Genomic DNA, 18,801 nt, shown 5'->3' with positions numbered 1-18,801 from the left:
TACCAAGGCAGTAAGGCCGTCGATGGACTTTCGAAAGTCCACAGGCTTGGGGTAGAGGTAGACTTTTTCGACTTTGCTGTCGGGGCGCATCATGCAGGGCTGGCTCCAGAAGGAAATCGGGAGCACAGCATCGGGCATCAGGTAAGCGCTTTGAATGTGGGGTTCATGGAGCACTTACGTCTAATCATTGAGGAAGCACTTCACCGCACCCAGCGTATCTGGTTGTAGCCGAGGGCTCGGCCGTGGCTGATCCGTTAGACATCAGGTCGCGTTGGGCTACGAATCTTGTCTTTGATCGACTTTACCTACTTACGCGAGCTAGAATCTGGGCTAAGTAATATTGAGTAGGTCATTAGCTGGATGGAGTTAGAACCTGACAGCCTTCCGGCCTCCGCCAGAGAGCTTTATGCGTGGTGTGCACCACGCATTGGAAATGCCTGCCGCAGGCATCCTCGGTAAAATATTACGATGAGTTATTCATAAAACTGCACGCCTCAATTACCGTAGCGAATTGCTACGCCCTTTTTTGCAAGGTTGAGGTCTTGGGCCACTTGCTTGAAGAGAGGCAGCTCGACGGGACTTATAGCCTGCTATTTTTAAATTCAAGCTAATGGCGGAAGTCCTAGGTCTTTAAGGAAAGCATTATGTTTGTCTCTGGCCGATTTAATGGTTTTTTCCAGGGTTGCTAGTTCGCAACTTACGCTTTGTAAGTCAACCTCGGCTTCGATACTGGCCGTGCTTATATAACGAGGAATGTTAAGGTTATAGCCATTCTCCTTGATTTCCTCCATCGTAACTCTGCGGGCATAGCGGGACTCTTCCCTACGGAACCTATAAGTGTCAATGATTTTGGTTATTTGCTCGTGGGATAGCTGATTCTGTCGCTTGCCTTTAACGAAGCTTTCAGTGGCATCGATAATAAGTACATCATCCGGGCGAGTAGATTTCTTAAGGATCAAAATGCAAACTGGGATGCCTGAAGAATAAAGGAGGTTTGAGGGTAGCCCAATTACCGTATCAATGTGGCCATCCTTCAGCAGTTTAGTCCGAATACGCTCCTCGGCACCGCTGCGGAAGAGGACGCCATGCGGCTGAACGATTGCCATCACACCTTCATTTTTTAGATAATGAAGTCCATGCAGCAGAAAAGCAAGATCTGCGGAAGATTTAGGGGGGACTTCATAGTTTTTGAAGCGTATATCTTCGTTTAGGGAATCGGTTGGCTCCCACCTGAGGCTCAAGGGCGGATTAGCAACTACGATATCAAAAGCTGGTTTCTTTCCGGGGTTCATCTCCCGCAGTATGGCCCAGTCATTCGCCAATGTATCGCCATGGTGAATTTGAAACTCAGTGTCATGTAGTCCATGTATTAGCATGTTCATGCGCGCTAAATTATAGGTGGTAAGGGTCTTTTCTTGTCCGTATATAATTCCGGTATGACGTGATTTGACGTGTTTTCGTATATTAAGCAGCAACGAGCCAGAGCCGCAGGCAAAGTCCATCACACTTCCCAAGCTCTGTATTGACCCTCTTTTGGGGTCCTGGCTGTCGAGTGTAACAATGGAAGAAAGGATGTCGGAAATATGCTGTGGTGTATAGAACTCACCAGCTTTCTTACCTGAAGCTGCGGCAAACTGCCCTATCAAGTACTCATACACATCACCAAATGTATCGATGTCAGTGGAGAACTCAGCTAATGCTTCAGAAATTTTCTGAATGAGGATAGATAGTTTATTATTACGTTCAGCGTAAGTGCGGCCTAGTTTTTCAGAGTCGAGGTTGATTGCTGTAAATAGGCCTTGGAATGTGTGCTCAAAAGATTCAAGCTCGATGCATTGGAAGGCACCTTGCAGTGTGCTGAGCAGTTCGATTTTTTGAGTTCTAGCCATGTTCGCAATGTTGCTCCATATGTATTGCGGGTGTAACACATAATGGATTTTCTTGCGCATGTGGTTTTCGAATTCGGTAATACCTTCCGGGTTGTTGGCGTACCAAAGCGTAAGTGGTGCGCAAAAGTCTTTATCTTCGACTTTTGGGTGATCCTCGCCAAGCTCTATCTTCGCTGCATTTTCATAATTGTCTGACAAGTAACGCAGGAGAAAGAGTGAAAGTATGTAATCTCGGAAGTCGTCTGCATTCATTAGTCCGCGCAGTTGGTCGGCAATGCTCCAGAGGCTCTTGCCAAGCATTGTTTTATTTGATTCTGTCATTTTTCACCTCCTGGTAGGTAGGATATCAAGGTTTCTCGATGAAAGGGGAGCGAAAGGTGTGATTTTGAGTGCTTGGCTATAGTGAGATTCAGAACAAAAAAAGGGATTTGGTAGACATTCGAGACAATTATGGTGCAGGGCCTGTTGCTAGTGACTTCGGGAATAGTGCTGTGTTGAACGGGTGAAGGTTAATATATGTGCTAAGAATATCTCGGAACATTCTTTTCTCAGAGCGACTCAGAGCCTCGGGTTCAAAGACGGAGTACTTTGAATGGCTGCGGATATTTAAGAAGCGGACATATAAATTTTTATTTGGGTTGCCATCAAAGCAAGTAGATATATGCTGTCGGCCGAAAAATATAGCCGTTTTCTCTAAGATGCTTCGAAGAGAGTTGAAATGGTGCTGCGAAATGTTGCCTGACTTTGCTGCAGCCTGCAATTCTAGCAATGATGCTACATGATTCAGGAATGGAGACTCTCCTGTGTCTTGGAGCGTGTAGCTTTGGGACTTATTGGGACGGTTCAGGATATAAGATTTTTTCCTGATATCCTCATTTCGAGAGGATTTCTCATTTTTCCCTTTAAGTTCATTGAAAAGAACATTAAAGAATAGTCCGTGGTGTGTGGATATTATAATTTTTATATTGCTTCTGGCTTCTTTTAAAAGGGCGCAAAGTCCGGAGGCAACAGCAATTGTGTTGTGTTCGTCAAGGGATGAAATAGGATCGTCAATGTAAACAAATTTCACCCAATAATATGGGTCTCCTGGTTCGGCTAAGCTGGCCAGTTCAAGTATGGCGAGAAAAAAACACCAAATAAAAATGTTTTCTTCCCCACGTGATATTTTTATATCTTCAAGGGTCTCGATTTTGCCTGCGATGATTTCTTCTCGAAAAAAGCTAATCTCTGCATCGTCGTAGTTTATTGTGAAATCAAAGTCAGTATGGCGGTGTAAGTGGGGGCGAATTCGACTTTCAATGCCAATGCCGTCAAGTCCATTAAAGAACTGAGAGTGGGATTTGAATTTTATTCTTCTTTCTCTATCCTCGTCGAAATCGTTATCCCAGTCAAAAAGGTCTTCAGTGAAAGCGTTGAAGTATAGGGTGTCTCTCTTGTCCTCTTTTCTTCCAAGATCTTTAAATTCCATGGATAAACGAGTCTTGCCTACGCCGTTGTGAGCAAAAAGCAGAACAAAGTCGTTTCCTTTTATTGGTGCGGGTGCTTTTCGTGCGCCTGCTTTTTTTCTTCCTCGAACTCCTGTCAAATCCTTGCGCAACTTTCTGGCCAGCGATTTCAGAGATCTGAAATTTGATTGTGCTAACGGTTTGTTCATTAATTTGCCTCATCCGACCACGGGAAAAGCTTTTGTAAAAGCGCCGCCTTATGTTTTTTCATAGATTCAAGCTTTTGTGTGTTCGAAATGATTAAATTGTCGAGTGAGTCTAGGCAGCTTGCAATGCATATTTGTTCGGGCAACGATGGGAGTGTAATGCTCTGTTTATTCAATTCCCTTAGCGATATCCTAGTCTGTCCGAGGCCGATAGAGTTGCTTTGTGCGTAATCTGATAAGAAATGTCGACAAAAATGAAATGCAAAATTTGCATAAAGCAAATCGGTTATGATTTCCAACTTGGCTAGATGGTGGCTGAGAATAGATTTCTCATAACTTTTGCTAATTTTGGTGATCTTTATTTCTTCATCACGTATTGGTCGATAGAGCGCAAAGGCAATGTCATTAGCTTGTAGTAGTAATTCAGGATGCTTGTCTGCGTAGGTCATAGGGAGGTGAAGTGAATCATCGCTCCAATTTAATGAACTATATCCAATATTTTTTGATTGTATTAATCTAATTCCCTCGGATGAGTACTCAGATGGCTTGAACTCTTTTCCTGAAGTTACCTTCATTACACTGATGAATGGGAGTTTTTTCCATTCGCCGGTATTCTGGAATTTTGGAAAGCGTAACCGAGGCTTGGATTCACCTTTGCGTGGAAATAGCTGCAGGGTCAGACCGATCTTATGGACTCTGAGCACCTTTATTTTCTGAGATTGGGCCGAAATTAGGCTTTCCAATGACTTCAGGCAGTCCGCGATTTTTTTCTGTTCCGATTCGCACGGGCGCCATATGTTTAAGGCGAAAAATTTATTGACTGGAGTGTTAAGTTGCCCCTCCCCAGTACCTCTGTTTGCAAGTCTAGTAAGTTGAGTTTTGTGCGCGCCTGATTCAAAATACCCCTCCCAAAAGCCTGGGTGTTCATTTGCGTGAAAGCGGAAGCACTTGTAAGCTGAAGGGACTAATCCGACAGAGTGATTGGACAATCTTTTTATAGTGCCTGAGAAAGGCATTCTTGTGTTTCTGTCGATGTAAATAAAGTCATCGCGAATAACTTTAATATAGCGCTCGGAGTATTTATTTGCCTCATTGCCTTCCAGTATTTCACTTTGAAGCACTATGCTTTTATCAGAAGAGAGACTCAGGGTATTATTCTTCTCGCCAGAACTAGCTTTGTCTAAAACAGGGTCGGCAATCATCCTGAGCTCTGTCTTTTTCCACCCCTTCGAATTCCTAAACTCAGGAAATCGTAATTTCGGAGTACGTATAGTTTTGGCTTTTTCGTTGCCGTTCGTTGTATTTGGTTTACTCATTCGCGCTGAGTCCTGAAATTTCGCGACCTTGTGCGACCTGCGTGAGACGAGGTGGCGATTCTCTCATCTGGGTGCCTACTACCTGAGGCGGATCAGACGAGATCTGTAGTAAAACATGACTCTGGAAAATTTCCACGTACCTATTGAAAAAGAACGCTGCTGATTAGGCCTGCTGTGCAGAAAATCACCCTAAACTAACCGCTTAGGGTAGCCCACTCCGTTCGTGCGCCCTTTACGCGTAACTGAAAGCATCCTGGATGCATTCGTGAGCTAAGGATGGTCATTTTACCCACTGGCCAACCCATTCGTTCTTGGAGGTCTGCAACCAGAGCTTGTATGTTTGGATCCGTCATCGAAAGCGGCATCAATTTACCAAGGATGAAGTGGTACGTGTGCAGATGGGTATTGAGCTAAAGCAACCGCCTGCTTTGCCGGTTCTTTCTTCCATGGCGCCGATCTTGTCGGTATGGCGCAAAGATTCGGTAAGCATCAAGGGATTACATGGACCCAAAGATTGAGTCGCAAATCCAAAACGCTTTGGAGGGGCTGTTCGCAGCCGTCTCCCAGCTACAATCTGCCCCCTGGCAAACCATTCACCCTGGATGGCCGTTTAGTCGGTGATATCGGGGAAGTAGTCGCCAGCTTGGCTTACAAGTTGACGCTGAACGAAGGACTCACAAAGCACCACGATGCTGTCTGCGACGAGGGGTGGAATGTCCAGATCAAGACCACGTTTGGCACGAGCCTGACTTTCCCGGTGCACCATGTGCCTGACTATTACCTGGGCATTCGAATGAACCGTGAAGGTACATTCGAAGAGATCTACAACGGACCGGGAGCGCTAATCCAGCAGCAACTGGCGGGACGTAAGCCGACGCGTACCGGGGTGCATGGTGGGTTGATGGCGATGTTGCGGCGCATCAATGCGACGGTTGCGGAGGAAGACCGCATCCCTCGGCGTTGATCGATTTGGAGTAACAGGGGTCAAGCGGCTGACGCTGACCCCTTGAAGCATCGGGGTGCGTGATTCAACGCATCATGCCGAGTTCTGCATCATCCAGTAGCGCTTTGCCCAAAGCACAGAGGTAGTGCGCCGCCCAGATCAGCTTGGGTTTGTCTTCCATCAGCCCGTCGATGGTCAGGTCCCGCGCATAGCCCATTAGTTCCGAGGCCTGTTCGCGGGCGTTCTGGCAAGGAATGCCGGCTTCGATGCGAAACAGTGGGTGGGTCTGGTTCTCGCCTTGAAAGAAGATGGTTTTACCAACTGTGCATTGGGTGTCTTCGGTTGTCATTGATCAATCTCCCAGGTTCTGCTGATGCGCCGGTAAGCCTGGCTGGCACAGGCTTTTCGCTCAGTATGCGAATCAATGCATCGGTTGCGGGTTGGCTGTTTGCTGTATTTGCGTCAGCGCGGATTCGAGTAGCCGCCGCAGGGCTTCTAGCTCGTGCATCGAGGCCATGATCAAAACCGATGCGGGTGACTTGGGCTGCATCAGTATTGCCTGCTGGGCTACGGCTTCTGCACAGAGCGCGTAGTCCGAGGCCATCATGATCGTGTCTTCCAGGGAGTGGAGGTGGTGAGGCGGGTCAGGAACGATCTTTAGCATTTTACTGTGTTCTCGATAGGGGCCACCGCCAACCCGCTGTCAAACGGAATGGTGGCAGCTGTGCATGGGTTGACAGACCGGCGAACACAGAAACCGGCGCACGCGAGCGTGCCCCATGCACAACCGCCATGAACGGTTATGCGCGCTGTGTATCGTTGCGGCCTGTCAAAGCCGGTCGTTGATGAGCAACGACCCACCGAGACTAAAACCCTGAAAAAATGACCGCAACGAAAAACAGGCGCAGGCAGTATCTTTGGGAAACGCCCTACAAGAAAGGGGTTAAATCCGATTTTTTCGACCCGCAGCGCCCAAATGGCAGGCACAAAAAAAGACGCCCGAGGCCCCCTTCGATAACACTGCAGGTGTCTTCTCGATACGCCGTTACCGGTGCAGGACGGCGCGCTGCGTGTCAGTGGCGCTCATAACGGCAACGGGTCGCTGCCTGGGCTGAACTGCGAGAACATCCAGTCGATGAACACCTGGGTCTCGGCGACCGCATCCTGGGATACCCCGTAGTAGTAGCGTGTCAGTGGCAGGCGCAGGTGTGGCAGTGGGCTGTGCAGGCGACCGGTGGCCAGGTCCTTGCCCAGCAGCGAGGCCGGACACAGCGCCACGCCAAGTCCATCGACGGCGGCCTGCAGCACCAGGTGCATGTGGTCGAACTGCAGTCTTGGCTGGCGCTGCGGCTGGCTGATGCCGGCGATTTTGCACCAGGCCGCCCAGTCGCCACTGCGGGTGCGGCCCGAGAGCAGGGTATGGCGCAGCACATCGCTCGGTGCAATTACCGGTATCGCCTGCAGCAGGGCGGGCGAGGCGACCAGCAGCATGTCGTCCTCGAGCAAGACGTGCGGTTCCACGTTGGCCGCCCAGCCCGAGCTGCCACGGCGTACCACCACGTCGAAGGCTTCCCGTGACTGGTCCGGGGCCAGGGTGCTGGTGACCACCTCAGGCTGGATGTCCGGATGCTGCGCCATGAAATCGGGCAGGCGCGGGATCAGCCAGCGCACCGCGAAAGACGGTCGGACATTGATCACTACCTTGCGCGGCGCACTGCCGCGGGTCAGGGCGTGGGTGGCGTTGGCGATCTGCGCCAGGCCCTGGCTGATCTGTTCGAAATAGGCCTGGCCGATCGGGGTCAGCAGCGATTGCCGGTTGCGGCGTTCGAACAGCACCACCCCCAGGTGTTCCTCGAGCAGCCGGATATGGCGGCTGACGGCGCTGTGGGTAACGTGCAGCTCTTCGGCGGCACGGCTGAAGCTCTGGTGACGCGCAGCCGAGGCAAAGGCACGGACGGCGTTCAAGGGCGGGAGGTCGGCGATCATCTGTCTAATTTAGTCACATCAGAGGTGCAATTAAAGCGTTTGTCAGCAGTCGCGCTTCGCGCCACCCTTAAGGCCGCTGTTTCTGCCTTGGCCACCGCCCCATGACTGTGAACACCACCCAAGCTGCCGATCGGGATTCGCTGCGCGCTGCCGTGATACTTGGCCTGTGCCTGCCCGGCGATGTCCTGCTGTATCTGCTGCTGCCGATGCAGCCGGAGGCGTTTGACATCACCTTGGCCGAGGCCGGGCTGCTGCTGGCGACCAACCGGCTGGTGCGGATCGTCGGCTATCGCCCTGTGATGAGTGCCTACGCGCGCTGGGGGGATCGCCCCAGCGTGATGCTGGCCGCCGGCAGCGCCGCCCTGTGCGCGCTGGGCTACGCCACGCTTTCGGGGTTCTGGGCCCTGTTGCTGCTGCGCCTGGTCTGGGGGTTGTGCTACGCGGCGTTGAACCTGTCTACCCAAGTCATGGCCACGGCCCAGGCCGCGGGTTCGGCGCGGCGTAGCGGCCGCTCCCGAGCGGTGATCGCCATCGGTCCAATGCTGGCATTGCCACTGGGCGCGTTACTGAGCCAGGCGCACGGGCCGCGCGTGATTTTCCTGGCGATGGTCGCCAGTTCGTTGCTGGCGGCCTGGCTGGCCAGGGGGCTGCCGGCCGCCGGGCATCCTCTGGCCCCTGCCGGCCGGCGACTGCGCAGCCCGGACAGTGTGGCGATCTGGTCCTTTATCGAGGGCCTGACCCTCGACGGCCTGTTCATCGTGGGGCTTTCTCTGCTGGCGCAGCAGTTGCTGGGGGGCAACGCGGTGCTGGTCGCGGGAGGGTTGCTGGCGTTGCGCTACCTGTCGGAACTGGTGCTCAGCCCGTTGGGGGGATTAGCGGCGCAACGTTGGGGCGCGACGCGCATGCTGATCGGCTTTTCGCTGCTGACCGCTCTGGCCCTGGTGGCGTTCGGTTGCCACTGGCTGGTACTTGGCGGTGGTCTGGTATTGGTACTGCGGGCCTTGCAACTGCCACTGGTGGTACCGGTGATTGCCGAGCGCAATCCCGGCCAGCAACGGCTCCAGGCCCTGGCCGCCAATGCGGTGTGGCGCGATATCGGGGCGGGTGTCGGGCCATTGCTGGCGGCGCTGTTGCTGCCCTTGGTGGCGTCGGCCTGGGTGTATTCGCTGGCGGCGCTGGCCTTGGCGGTCAGTGCCCTGGCGTGTGCCCAGCGGCGTACCGCGTTGGTCGGGGTGACGCCGTAGTCGTCGGTCGAGCGATAAATGGCAGGGGAAAGCAATACGTTGACTTATGGCCAGGGGGGCGCGGGCTGACTGCCAGGCGCCCTACCCAGTGAACCTTTAGGCGGGCAGGGGGCGCAGTGCTGGGTACTGTAAAAATAATAAGTAAACGAATCGGGGTGAGTGTCAGGAGTTATATGTTTCAGGTGAATGAATACAGTGTAGTCATGTTGTAATAATTTGTTGCTTTCGAGTCGGGGCTGTGCTTTTTTATAGTGGCCTTCGGCTATGCCGGGTGGGCAAGGCTATCTTTGAAGGGAGTTACCGAATTGTTCGGGTGCGCAGTCCGTTGCGCGCGAAAACAATAACTGTCAGTCCATAGGGAATGTCGAACTTTAATAGTCGACATAATAGCCGACTGTTGTCTGGAGAAAATAATGAGTGCTCAAGCTGCCTTCAAGTTTATCTCTGCGGATCACCGTGCCGCCTCACTTAGAACTTTATTGTCGACTAAACGTTGCCTGCGTTTTCTCGAAGCCCATAATCCGATTTCCGCGATCCTCGCCGAGCATGCCGCGCAAACCGTCGATGGCCAGACCCGGGTCTACGATGGCTTCTGGTCCAGTTCGCTGACCGACTCCACCGCGCGCGGCAAGCCGGACATCGAAGTGCTGGCGATCAAGGACCGTCTGGCCAACGTCAACGATATCTTCGAAGTCACCAGCAAGCCGCTGATCATGGACGGCGATACCGGCGGCAAACCCGAGCACTTTGCCTTCGATGTGCGCTCGCTGGAGCGCCTGGGGGTGTCGGCGGTGATCATCGAAGACAAGACCGGGCTGAAGAAGAATTCGTTGTTCGGCAATGAAGTATTCCAGCAACAGGAAACGATTGAGGACTTCTGCAACAAGATCCGCGTGGGTAAAAACGCGCAGATTTCCACTGACTTCATGATCATCGCGCGTATTGAGAGCCTTATTCTCGATGCCGGCCTGGACGATGCCCTGAACCGCGCCGACGCTTATGTTGCAGCAGGGGCGGACGGGATAATGATTCATAGCCGGCAGAGCACCCCGGACGAGATATTCGCATTTGCCCGGCGTTTCCGCGAACGGCACTCGTATGTGCCACTGGTGTGCGTGCCGACCAGTTATTCAAGTATTCCGTTCGAAACACTCGAGGCTGAGGGTTTCAATGTGGTGATTTATGCCAACCATATGTTGCGCTCGGCATATATGGCGATGAAACAAGTTGCCGAAACTATTCTGTTGTCAGGCCGCACGCTGGAAGTTGAACCCAGCTGCCTGTCGATCAAGGAAATCCTCGAACTGATTCCGGGTACCAAATAATGAGCAGCCCATCCCTGGCCCAGCGCAACGACCTGGTGGTCGCGCCTAGCACTTCGCGTATGCGTAGCATTGCCAACGAACTGAAAGAGCGCGGTGAATCGGTGATCAACTTCGCCGCCGGTGAACTCGACTTCGACACCCTCGACAGCGTCAAGCAGGCGGCCATCGAGGCCATCAAGGGTAAATGCAACACCTATACCCCGGCCCTCGGCGAGAAGAAGATTCGCGAGCAACTGGCCGGTCATGTCAGCGCTCAGCTGGGCGTGGACTATGCCTGGAACGAAGTGGGCATGACCGCTGGTGCCAAGCAGGCGCTCTACAACACGGCTATGGTGTTGGTCAATCCGGGGGATGAGGTGATCATCCCGATCCCTTACTGGGTGACCTTCCCGACTCAGATCGAGCTGGCCGGCGGCAAGCCGGTGCTGGTCGACACCCGTGTCGATCACTACCAGCTCAGTGCCGAACGGGTCGCCGCCGCCATTACCCCGAACACCCGGGCGATCCTGATCAACACACCGAACAACCCGACCGGCGCGGTCTACAGCGAGGAGACCCTGCGCCGCATCGGCGAGCTGGCGATCCGTCACGACCTGTGGATTATCTTCGACGAGTGCTATTCGCGGCTGATCCGCAAGGGGGGCCAGCACCACAGCATCGTCACCCTGATGCCAGCGCTCAAGGCGCGTACGGTGGTGATCAACTCGTTCTCCAAGAGCATGGCGCTGACCGGCTGGCGACTGGGTTATGTCAGCGCGCCGGAACAGGTGATCAAAGCCATGGAAAACCTCCAGGGGCACACCACTTCCAACCCCAACGTGGTGGCGCAGGTGGCGGTATCCCGGGCGCTGGACGATTCGGCAGACTTCATCGCCACCGCCAACGCCATCCTCGACCGTCGCCTGCAGGTGATCCACGAAGCCCTGGCCGGCATCGACCATCTGCAGGTGGCCCCGGCAGCCGGGGCGTTCTACGTGTTCGCCGATATCCAGTGGTTCATCGGTCGGCAGTATGCCGGCAGGCAGCAAGTGCGCAGCACCGACGAACTGGTCGAACTGATCCTGGCCGAGGCCAAGGTGGCAGTGGTGTCCGGCGCCGGTTTCGGCGACCCGAGCGGTATCCGTATTTCCTATGCGGTGAGTGATGCCGATGTCGCCACCGGCATGCAGCGTCTGCGTGAATTCTTCGCCCGATTCAACTGAGGAGCGTCTGGCAATGAGAAAGGAAAACCCCGTTTCGGTGATCGTCCTCGCGGCAGGCCTGGGCTCGCGCCTGGAAGACCAGACCCTGGCGAAGAACAAGTGCCTGGTCGAGGTGGCCGGCAAGACCATCATCAGCCGCCTGCTCGAACAACTACAGGCGCATCAGGTGGCCAACGTCATCGTCGGCGTCGGATACCTCAGTGATGTGCTCGAGAGCTACATCCGCAGCAACCACCCGGGTATCAACAGCGTGTTCGTGACCAACCCGATCTATGCCCGTTCAGGTTCGGTGCATTCGCTGAGTCTGTGCCTGGAAGCCGTGCCCGAAGGCCACGACGTGGTGATCTTCGAGGGTGACGTAGTGGTCGAGGACCGCCTGGTGGAACGTGCCCTGGCGTCGCTGCAAAACCTCGGCGAAGAAGGCTTCGCCACCGTGCTGGCACCCTGGTCCAGCGAGCTGAGCGGTACCTTCGCGCTGGTCGACGGCGCTCGGGTGAGCGCCTGGCGCCATGAGTCGGTGCGCGATGCCGAGTTCCCCCTCACTGCGTCGTTCAAGACGGTGAACATCACCGCGATGACCCCGGCCGCCGCGGTGATCCTGCAGCGGCACATCCGCCAGACGGTGGCCAACAAGGGCGTGAAGGCACCGCTGGAGTACGCCATGGACAGCCTGATCGACCATGGCTACCAGATCGATGCGCTGCTGGTCGACGCGGAGAAATGGTTCGAGGTCGACACGGCCGAGGACCTGGACATCGCCAACGACATCTTCAGCGCGCCGGCGCTGGTCCAGGCCTGAGGTGCGCCATGTTTGCTGCTCTGCATGAATGGCTGATCCTGCCCATCGCCCACTGTTTCCAGTGGGTGCTAGAAAGCAGTTACCAACACACCCACGATTTTGGCCTGGCGATCCTGTTGCTGAGCCTGGTGTTCAACCTGGTGCTGTTGCCGGCCTACCACTTCGCCGAGAAGGTGCAGGGCCGCGAACGCGCGGCGCGGGCGGCGATACAGGCCAAGCTCGATGAGTTCAAGCGCTGCTTCAAGGGCCACGAACGGCACATGATGATCGCTGCCCTGTATCGCCAGCACCGCTATCACCCGGTGTACGCCCTGCGTGGCCTGGTGCCGCTGCTGATCCAGGTCCCGGTGTTCATCGCGGCCTACGGCCTGCTCAGCGACTACCCGCCGCTGCGCGACGAGCACCTGTTCGGTATCGCCAACCTGGGGGCGCCCGACGGCCTGCTGGGCGGGGTCAACCTGCTGCCCATCGTCATGACCGGGGTCAACCTGCTGGCGGCCCACGTCTACAGTCGCGACCTGTCCGCGCGGGAGCGCCTGCAAACCTGGATCGTGGCGATGCTGTTCTTCGTGCTGCTGTATGGCTCGCCCGCCGGGCTGGTCCTGTACTGGATCTGCAACAACCTTTTCTCGCTGATCAAGAACCTGGTGTATCGGCTGGCCCGCTCCAGCTCGCCCCTTCGAAGGACTTCCAATGCCTAATTCGACCAGCCCCGCCTTCGCCGTGCCGGCAAGTGCGGTGGCCAAAGCGGACAAACCGCTGAAACTGTTTCTGCTCTCGTTCGTGGCGCTGTACTTGCTGCTGGTGCTGGCGACTCCGCTGGCGCTGACCAGCTTCGAGGATGACGCCAGCGGGCTCGATGGCTACCTGACCCTCTACGCGACGACCCATGCCGTGGTGTTCGTCGCTTACCTGGCGCTGCTGGCACTGCTGGCCAGGTTCGCGCCCCGCGGGCTGCTGCAGATGCTCAGCGTGCTCGGGCTATGGGCCCTGCTGGTGGCCGGCGTTTACAGCTTCCTGCTGCCGCTGGATGCCGGGATGATCGACAACTTCCGCTTTTCCGAGCCCCAGGCCATGACCGTTTCGGACCCGCGCCTGCTGCTCGACCTGGCAGTGGCCGTTGCCACGTTAGGCGTGGCGTTGTTGCTGGTACGCCGTTTCGCCGAGCAGGCTGGTAAGGCGCTGACCTTGTTCGTGCTGATCTGCGCTGCCTATGCCTTGTTCAGCGGCGTTACCCTGGCCTCGAAGATCGCCGTGATCCCGCTGCCGGGCAACGATGGCAAGCAGACCCTCTCGTTCTCGAAGACCGAGCAAAACATCGTCGTGCTGATGATCGATGGATCCATGGCTGGCTACATTCCGCGCCTGCTCGAGCACGATGCGCAGGCCGCCGAGCGCCTCAGCGGCTTCACCTGGTATTCCAATGTAGTGTCCACCGGCAACCGTACCTTCAATGCCCTGCCCGCGGTGTTTGGCGGCTTCGACTACACCGCTGGCAACATCAACAAGCTCCCGGGCGACAGTCTGGAGGAAAAGGTCGACCAGGCTTACATGTTGTATCCGGACAACTTCACCGCCAAGGGCTATGGGGTCCGCTACGTCGACCCGTTCTGGTATGGCTTCGCCCGCCGCGGCGACTGCGACAAGTTCATTGCCAAGGGCGCCGGCGACTGCATCCATTTGATCGACACCGTCGGCCGGCAGCAGACCAATGAGCACATGTCGGCCAAGCACGCCGAGTACCTTTGGGGCGTGCTCAAGCAGTACCTGGCGATCTCGCTGTACAAGGCCGCCCCCAACAGCCTCAAGGGCCAGGTGTATGATGCCGGCAACTGGCAGGGCGCCTCGCTGTCGTGGTGGAAGCGCGAGGACAAGTTCCTCGAGAACTACTTCTCGCTGCTGGCCTTGCCGGCGCTGTCCGACACCCAGGCGCCAGGCCCGACCTTCACGTTCATGGCCAACAACATTACCCGTGCGGTGCTCAAGCTCGACGAGAGCTGCGTGCCCAACAAGCAGTTGGGAACCACCGCGCAGGAGCTGTCGCAACTGCACAGCCAGGACACCGTGGAGATCTACGACACCTTCTACTGCGCGATGAACGGCGTGACCCGCTACCTCGACTGGTTTAGGCAACAAGGCATCTACGACAACACGATGTTCGTGCTGGTTTCCGACCATGGCTGGCCGTCGCGCAACCCGTTGCTCAAGGCGGTCGCTAATGCCGAGCAGCAGGAACTGTACTCGCAGTTCCAGAACCTGCTGATGATCAAGCCGTTCGCGGCCAAGGGGGCACCACGGGAGAGCCGCGAGTTCATCTCCAACGCCAGCGTGCCCGGCATCGTCTGCGAGGTGATCGGTGGCTGCGTGGACCGCAGCACTGGCAAGCACGTGCGCTACCAGCCTCTTACGGAGCCGGTGCAGTTGTATGAAACCCCATGGCAACCCCAGGGACAGAACGCCGACTCCTACAAGATCCTCAGCACGTATGAGGTGAAGGACGACGTCTCGGTCCCAGGCAACTGGAGCAAGCTGCAATGACCGGTCTGCTGGAACATGCGGTTGCCGTTCCCTACGTCGGCCTGTACCTCGACCCAGGCACGGGCAGCCTGCTGTTCTCGCTGATCGCCGGTGTGGTGACCACGCTGTTCTACTCGGCCAAGGGCTTGTACTACCGCTTCGGCGGGGGCGGCAAGGGCGCCGCCGGCACTGCGGAGCGCAGCGTGCTGGAAGCCTGGCCGGTGGTGATCTACTCCGAAGGCCGGCAGTACTACGGCACCTTCCGGCCATTGCTCGAGGCGCTGGACAAGGCCGGTGTCAGGACCCTGTTCCTGAGCTCCGACAGCGAGGACCCCGGGCTGCGCCATCAGGGCCAGGTGACGGCGTGCTTCATCGGCAGCGGTCACAAAGCCTGGGCGCTGCTGGCACGGTTGCGCGCCGACCTGTGCATTTCCACCACCCCGGGCCTGGACGTGATGCAGTTCAAGCGCTCGAAGCGGGTCCGGCACTACATGCACCTGGTCCATGCGCCAACCGACAAGGCCTTCAACCGGCCTTACTCGTTCGACTACTTCGACTCGGTAGTGATCAACGGCCCGCATCAGGCGCGCACCCTGCGCTACCTGGAGCAATTGCGCGGCTCGCCGGCCAAGACGCTGATCATGGGAGGCTGCCTGTACTACGACGACCTGCTTGAGCAACTGCGCAACCCATTCCCCGAGCGCGTCATCCCAGGCAAGACCGTCCTGCTGGCCCCCACCTGGGGGCGCAACGGCCTGTTACGCTTGCACGGCAGTAAGCTGCTCGGCGCGCTGGCCGCCCAGGACATCACCCTGCTGATCCGCCCGCACCCACAGAGCCTGGTTTCCGAGCCGGAGCTGATCCAGCAACTGCAGGTGCTGTTCCCCGAGGGGGCGCGACTGGCGTGGGATTTCTCGCCTTCGCCTTTCGCCGCCATGAGCCGCAGCGACGTGATGGTCTCGGACATTTCCGGGGTGATCTTCGACTACGCCTTCCTGTTCGAGAAACCGGTCATCACTGTCGGCATCGAACCGGTGCGCGAAGGCACCGAGGCCAGCGACCTGCCCTACGACCCCTGGGAGCTGACGGTGCTCAACGACATCGGCCTGCGCCTGAGCGAGCAAGAGATCCCCCGCCTGACCGAGTACCTGCCGCAAGTCGCCGAGGACGAGCGCTACCAACGCAATATCCGTGCCTTGCGCGACGAGTACGTGGTCAACTTCGGCCATGCCGCCGGACCGATCATGCAGGCCATCATGCCGTTGATCGGGCGCGGTGCCGAGGCGCCGGTGGGTAACGAACTGGCGCGGCAGGTGAGGTGAGTCATGCTCGACGTCGTGCAAGGTCTCGCACAGTTGCTGCCGGCGTTGATCCTGGCGGTGACCGTGCACGAGGCCGCCCACGCGCTGGTGGCCGCGCTGTTCGGTGACCGCCAGGCGCTGGTCAGCGGGCGGGTGTCGATCAATCCGCTCCGGCACTGCTCGTTGCTGGGCACGGCGCTGGTGCCGTGCTCGGTGTTTGCCATCACCGTGCTGACGAACCTGCCGGGGATGCTGGTGGGCTGGGGGCGGGCGGTACCGATCGGGCCGCAACTGGCCCAGCGCCGCCTGGGACTGTTGTGCACCGCGCTGGCCGGCCCGCTGGCGAACCTGCTGCTGGCGGCGGCGTGTCTAGCGTTGCGTCCGGCCGATGGGCAGGGCGCCTGGGTGGTGTTTCTCGAGACCAGCGCCTCGCTCAACCTGCTGCTCTGCGTGGTCAACCTGCTGCCGGTGCAACCGCTGGATGGCGCCACCTGCATTCAGGCGCTGTGTGGCGAGCGGGGGTGGAGGCGTTATCAAGGCTTGCAACCGTACCTCTATGTGGTCGGTGCCGGCCTGCTGTTCACCGGGCTGCTGGGGCAATACCTGCTCTGGGCGGCGCGGACGTTGTTGAACCTGCTGCCAGGAGGCATGCTGCATGGCTAGTTATGGACTGTTCCTCATTCTCGCGACGCTTACCGTACTCAGCCCTGGCCCCGGAGTGGTGCTGACACTTTCCAACGCCCTGCGCCATGGATGGAGCGGCGCGCTGCCCGGGATCCTCGGCATCGCCCTGGGCGCCTTCATCGTCGCCGGACTCTCGGCCAGCAGTGTCGGGTTGATCCTGGCGACCTCTGCGATGGCGTTCACCGTGCTCAAGTATGTTGGTGCCCTGTACCTGCTGTACCTGGGGGTCAAGATGTGGCGCACGCAGCGCTTTATCTCCGAGCTCACAGTGACCGCCACGCAACCCTGGCGCCGTTTTGTCGAGGCGCTGTCGATCCAGTTGCTCAACCCCAAAGCAGGATTTTTCTTCCTGGCGGTTTTCCCGCAATTCATCCGTGCGCAGGACAGCTACTACAGCCAGTTCTTCATACTGGTGTCGTCCTACGCCCTGCTGGTGGTGCTGGTGCACACTGGCTATGCGCTGATGGCCAACGGCGCCAGGGGCTGGTTGTCGACCAACCGCGGCGCGCGGATTGTCGGCAAGCTTTCGGGCGTCACTTTCTTCTGTTTTGGCATGCTGATGGCGTCGGCCAGCAAATGAACCGTTTTGAATGTAACCAGGAGGCTGCATGGCCAGGAAGGCACTGGAATTCCTGCTGTCGGATGACGACCGCGTACATCTGAGGAAGACTGCCCGTTCCGGGCGAATGCCCTATCGTAGCGTTACCCGGGCCTCGATTCTGCTGTTGCTGGACAGTGGACTGACACCGAAGGAGGTCAGCTTGCGGCTGAACGTTACCGCGCCGGTGGTGTTCAAGTGGCGTAGTCGGTACCTGGCCAATGGTATCGACGGGCTCGAGGATCTGCCGCGTGGTGGGGTGGGTAGGGAATTGTCTCTGGTGGGGTGAGGGCGACTGCGCTTTGGTGAGTCAGATTGCTGATCTCAACGCGTTGCCTACCCTATTCATCGCCCATCAGTTCCGACGCCTGTTCGCGGGCGTTTTGGCAAGGAATGCCGGCTTCGATGCGGTTTGGGAAACGCCCTACAAGAAAGGGGTAAAATCCGTTTTTTCGACCCGCAGCGCCCAAATGCCAGGCACAAAAAAAGACGCCCGAGGGCGTCTTCTTCTTTGGATTTGGTGGAGCCGGGGGGATTTGAACCCCCGTCCGCCAGTACTCCGCTGTCGGTACTACATGCTTAGCCGTGTCTACTGATTTAATCCGCAGCCGCCCGACGGGCAGGGTGCTTTGGATGAGTTGTGTAAGTTTTAGTCACTTCGCCCACAACGTGCTACGCGACGATCCTGTTCTGTATGACAATCAGTTCGGGTTTACAGGCATCCCCTAGTGATTGCTGGAGCCGAAGCTACCAGAAGCAACGGGTCAAGAGGACTGCTTACGCAGCCAGCTTGTACTCCGCGCCGTAGTTTTCGTCATTGGCAACTATAAAAGTTGCAACAGTGGATTTACGAGTTCTGTTACCAACTCGGCATGCACCTAGAGTTTCGCTACCGGCGTCGAATCCTAATCGGCCCCACGCTAGCGTTACGCTACCGCACCTTACGGTACGTCAGACGGAGTATACGCCATTGCGCGGGCGACGTCGACAGCCGGTCCAGTCGCCCGCTTTGGGGCTTATGCGCCGCCGTTGCCGCTACTGCTGCCTTTCTCGGTTTTTTCCAGGCGCTCCAGCACTTTGCTGGTAATGGCGATGCACTCCTTGGTGTCGCCCGAGGCCTGGGCGGCCTTGGCTTTGTCGACGTGCTCGGTGATGGCCTTGTCCAGGCCCTCGGAGGTGGCGCCGGCGGTGGCCATGCTGTTGTCGATCTTTTGCAGGTTGGTGGTGCAGAGGTCATCGGCGGCGAACACCGGCGAAGCCAGCAGGGTGGCGGCCGCGAACAGGGCCGAAAGTGCGGTACCTTTCATGGGTGTCTCCTCTGGGGCCTCTGGAAGGTGGGCCTGTAA

General features: G+C 57.0%; 17 protein-coding genes, 1 other RNA gene and 1 pseudogene. 11 read left to right on the top strand and 8 right to left on the bottom strand.

Features of this window, described 5'->3' with window-relative positions:
• Window positions 1–602: 602 nt before the first annotated feature.
• From ACF8GF_RS22215 to ACF8GF_RS22205, 3 genes are all read right to left on the bottom strand, one after another.
• Complete coding sequence (locus tag ACF8GF_RS22215) at window positions 603–2,210, bottom strand: type I restriction-modification system subunit M (protein ID WP_392488746.1); 1,608 nt, start codon at window positions 2,208–2,210, stop codon at window positions 603–605.
• A gap of 127 nt (window positions 2,211–2,337) precedes the next feature.
• The gene (locus ACF8GF_RS22210) at window positions 2,338–3,543 is read right to left on the bottom strand and encodes an AAA family ATPase (protein ID WP_392488745.1); all 1,206 of its coding nucleotides are present in this window, start codon (window positions 3,541–3,543) and stop codon (window positions 2,338–2,340) included.
• Window positions 3,543–4,856 carry a restriction endonuclease subunit S gene (locus ACF8GF_RS22205; protein WP_392488744.1) on the bottom strand — a complete coding sequence of 438 codons (1,314 nt, stop codon included), beginning with the start codon at window positions 4,854–4,856 and terminating at the stop codon, window positions 3,543–3,545. Before ACF8GF_RS22205 ends, ACF8GF_RS22210 begins: the two co-directional genes overlap by 1 nt.
• Before the next feature lie 514 nt (window positions 4,857–5,370).
• Here ACF8GF_RS22205 and ACF8GF_RS22200 point away from each other — a divergent pair.
• Complete coding sequence (locus tag ACF8GF_RS22200; protein WP_392519795.1) at window positions 5,371–5,820, top strand: DUF6998 domain-containing protein; 450 nt, start codon at window positions 5,371–5,373, stop codon at window positions 5,818–5,820.
• A gap of 64 nt (window positions 5,821–5,884) precedes the next feature.
• Here the strand turns inward: ACF8GF_RS22200 and ACF8GF_RS22195 are convergent, their stop codons facing one another.
• From ACF8GF_RS22195 to gcvA, 3 genes are all read right to left on the bottom strand, one after another.
• Window positions 5,885–6,148 (bottom strand): DUF3077 domain-containing protein, encoded by a 264-nt coding sequence (locus ACF8GF_RS22195; RefSeq protein WP_003249898.1) that lies wholly within the window; start codon window positions 6,146–6,148, stop codon window positions 5,885–5,887.
• Window positions 6,149–6,220: 72 nt separating this feature from the next.
• On the bottom strand, window positions 6,221–6,463 hold the full coding sequence (locus ACF8GF_RS22190) for a hypothetical protein (protein ID WP_143495241.1): 243 nt from the start codon (window positions 6,461–6,463) through the stop codon (window positions 6,221–6,223).
• Window positions 6,464–6,882: 419 nt separating this feature from the next.
• Complete coding sequence (gene gcvA, locus ACF8GF_RS22185) at window positions 6,883–7,785, bottom strand: transcriptional regulator GcvA (RefSeq protein ID WP_392488742.1); 903 nt, start codon at window positions 7,783–7,785, stop codon at window positions 6,883–6,885.
• Between the two features lie 101 nt (window positions 7,786–7,886).
• On the opposite strand from gcvA, the gene ACF8GF_RS22180 reads away from it, so the two are divergent.
• From ACF8GF_RS22180 to ACF8GF_RS22135, 10 genes and pseudogenes are all read left to right on the top strand, one after another.
• Window positions 7,887–9,029, top strand: a complete 1,143-nt coding sequence (locus tag ACF8GF_RS22180; protein WP_392488741.1) for an MFS transporter — start codon at window positions 7,887–7,889, stop codon at window positions 9,027–9,029.
• Window positions 9,030–9,508: 479 nt separating this feature from the next.
• Window positions 9,509–10,354, top strand: coding sequence for a phosphoenolpyruvate mutase (gene aepX / locus ACF8GF_RS22175; protein WP_392519794.1), 846 nt, complete (start codon window positions 9,509–9,511; stop codon window positions 10,352–10,354).
• Window positions 10,354–11,556, top strand: coding sequence for a pyridoxal phosphate-dependent aminotransferase (locus ACF8GF_RS22170; protein WP_209963358.1), 1,203 nt, complete (start codon window positions 10,354–10,356; stop codon window positions 11,554–11,556). Before aepX ends, ACF8GF_RS22170 begins: the two co-directional genes overlap by 1 nt.
• A gap of 13 nt (window positions 11,557–11,569) precedes the next feature.
• Complete coding sequence (locus ACF8GF_RS22165; protein ID WP_392488740.1) at window positions 11,570–12,355, top strand: NTP transferase domain-containing protein; 786 nt, start codon at window positions 11,570–11,572, stop codon at window positions 12,353–12,355.
• An 8-nt stretch (window positions 12,356–12,363) separates the two neighbouring features.
• Complete coding sequence (locus ACF8GF_RS22160; RefSeq protein WP_267273615.1) at window positions 12,364–13,056, top strand: membrane protein insertase YidC; 693 nt, start codon at window positions 12,364–12,366, stop codon at window positions 13,054–13,056.
• Window positions 13,049–14,893, top strand: coding sequence for a sulfatase-like hydrolase/transferase (locus tag ACF8GF_RS22155; protein WP_392488739.1), 1,845 nt, complete (start codon window positions 13,049–13,051; stop codon window positions 14,891–14,893). Before ACF8GF_RS22160 ends, ACF8GF_RS22155 begins: the two co-directional genes overlap by 8 nt.
• Window positions 14,890–16,194 (top strand): CDP-glycerol glycerophosphotransferase family protein, encoded by a 1,305-nt coding sequence (locus tag ACF8GF_RS22150; RefSeq protein WP_209963374.1) that lies wholly within the window; start codon window positions 14,890–14,892, stop codon window positions 16,192–16,194. Before ACF8GF_RS22155 ends, ACF8GF_RS22150 begins: the two co-directional genes overlap by 4 nt.
• A gap of 3 nt (window positions 16,195–16,197) precedes the next feature.
• A complete protein-coding gene (locus tag ACF8GF_RS22145) occupies window positions 16,198–16,836 on the top strand; it encodes a site-2 protease family protein (RefSeq protein WP_392488738.1) in 639 nt (212 codons plus the stop codon).
• Window positions 16,829–17,437 carry a LysE family translocator gene (locus ACF8GF_RS22140; RefSeq protein ID WP_198747859.1) on the top strand — a complete coding sequence of 203 codons (609 nt, stop codon included), beginning with the start codon at window positions 16,829–16,831 and terminating at the stop codon, window positions 17,435–17,437. Before ACF8GF_RS22145 ends, ACF8GF_RS22140 begins: the two co-directional genes overlap by 8 nt.
• 127 nt (window positions 17,438–17,564) lie before the next feature.
• A pseudogene (locus ACF8GF_RS22135) lies at window positions 17,565–17,714 on the top strand (helix-turn-helix domain-containing protein); the annotation flags it as partial.
• A gap of 259 nt (window positions 17,715–17,973) precedes the next feature.
• On the opposite strand, the gene ssrA reads toward ACF8GF_RS22135, so the two are convergent.
• Window positions 17,974–18,372: a transfer-messenger RNA gene (ssrA, locus tag ACF8GF_RS22130) on the bottom strand.
• 99 nt (window positions 18,373–18,471) lie between these two features.
• The gene (locus ACF8GF_RS22125) at window positions 18,472–18,762 is read right to left on the bottom strand and encodes a hypothetical protein (RefSeq protein ID WP_103469000.1); all 291 of its coding nucleotides are present in this window, start codon (window positions 18,760–18,762) and stop codon (window positions 18,472–18,474) included.
• Window positions 18,763–18,801 lie beyond the last annotated feature (39 nt).

Source organism: Pseudomonas sp. yb_5, assembly GCF_043103865.1.
Taxonomy (GTDB): domain Bacteria; phylum Pseudomonadota; class Gammaproteobacteria; order Pseudomonadales; family Pseudomonadaceae; genus Aquipseudomonas; species Aquipseudomonas putida_Y.
Note: the sequence above shows the minus strand (reverse complement) of the source record. Positions and strands in the feature narration are given on the sequence as shown.

Bases quoted from the DNA above. Each gene is read 5' to 3' on its own strand.
- ACF8GF_RS22215 (WP_392488746.1), bottom strand. From the start codon at position 2,210: ATGACAGAATCAAATAAAACAATGCTTGGCAAGAGCCTCTGGAGCATT.
- ACF8GF_RS22210 (WP_392488745.1), bottom strand. From the start codon at position 3,543: ATGAACAAACCGTTAGCACAATCAAATTTCAGATCTCTGAAATCGCTG.
- ACF8GF_RS22205 (WP_392488744.1), bottom strand. From the start codon at position 4,856: ATGAGTAAACCAAATACAACGAACGGCAACGAAAAAGCCAAAACTATA.
- ACF8GF_RS22195 (WP_003249898.1), bottom strand. From the start codon at position 6,148: ATGACAACCGAAGACACCCAATGCACAGTTGGTAAAACCATCTTCTTT.
- ACF8GF_RS22190 (WP_143495241.1), bottom strand. From the start codon at position 6,463: ATGCTAAAGATCGTTCCTGACCCGCCTCACCACCTCCACTCCCTGGAA.
- gcvA (WP_392488742.1), bottom strand. From the start codon at position 7,785: ATGATCGCCGACCTCCCGCCCTTGAACGCCGTCCGTGCCTTTGCCTCG.
- ACF8GF_RS22180 (WP_392488741.1), top strand. From the start codon at position 7,887: ATGACTGTGAACACCACCCAAGCTGCCGATCGGGATTCGCTGCGCGCT.
- ACF8GF_RS22170 (WP_209963358.1), top strand. From the start codon at position 10,354: ATGAGCAGCCCATCCCTGGCCCAGCGCAACGACCTGGTGGTCGCGCCT.
- ACF8GF_RS22165 (WP_392488740.1), top strand. From the start codon at position 11,570: ATGAGAAAGGAAAACCCCGTTTCGGTGATCGTCCTCGCGGCAGGCCTG.
- ACF8GF_RS22160 (WP_267273615.1), top strand. From the start codon at position 12,364: ATGTTTGCTGCTCTGCATGAATGGCTGATCCTGCCCATCGCCCACTGT.
- ACF8GF_RS22155 (WP_392488739.1), top strand. From the start codon at position 13,049: ATGCCTAATTCGACCAGCCCCGCCTTCGCCGTGCCGGCAAGTGCGGTG.
- ACF8GF_RS22150 (WP_209963374.1), top strand. From the start codon at position 14,890: ATGACCGGTCTGCTGGAACATGCGGTTGCCGTTCCCTACGTCGGCCTG.
- ACF8GF_RS22145 (WP_392488738.1), top strand. From the start codon at position 16,198: ATGCTCGACGTCGTGCAAGGTCTCGCACAGTTGCTGCCGGCGTTGATC.
- ACF8GF_RS22140 (WP_198747859.1), top strand. From the start codon at position 16,829: ATGGCTAGTTATGGACTGTTCCTCATTCTCGCGACGCTTACCGTACTC.
- ACF8GF_RS22125 (WP_103469000.1), bottom strand. From the start codon at position 18,762: ATGAAAGGTACCGCACTTTCGGCCCTGTTCGCGGCCGCCACCCTGCTG.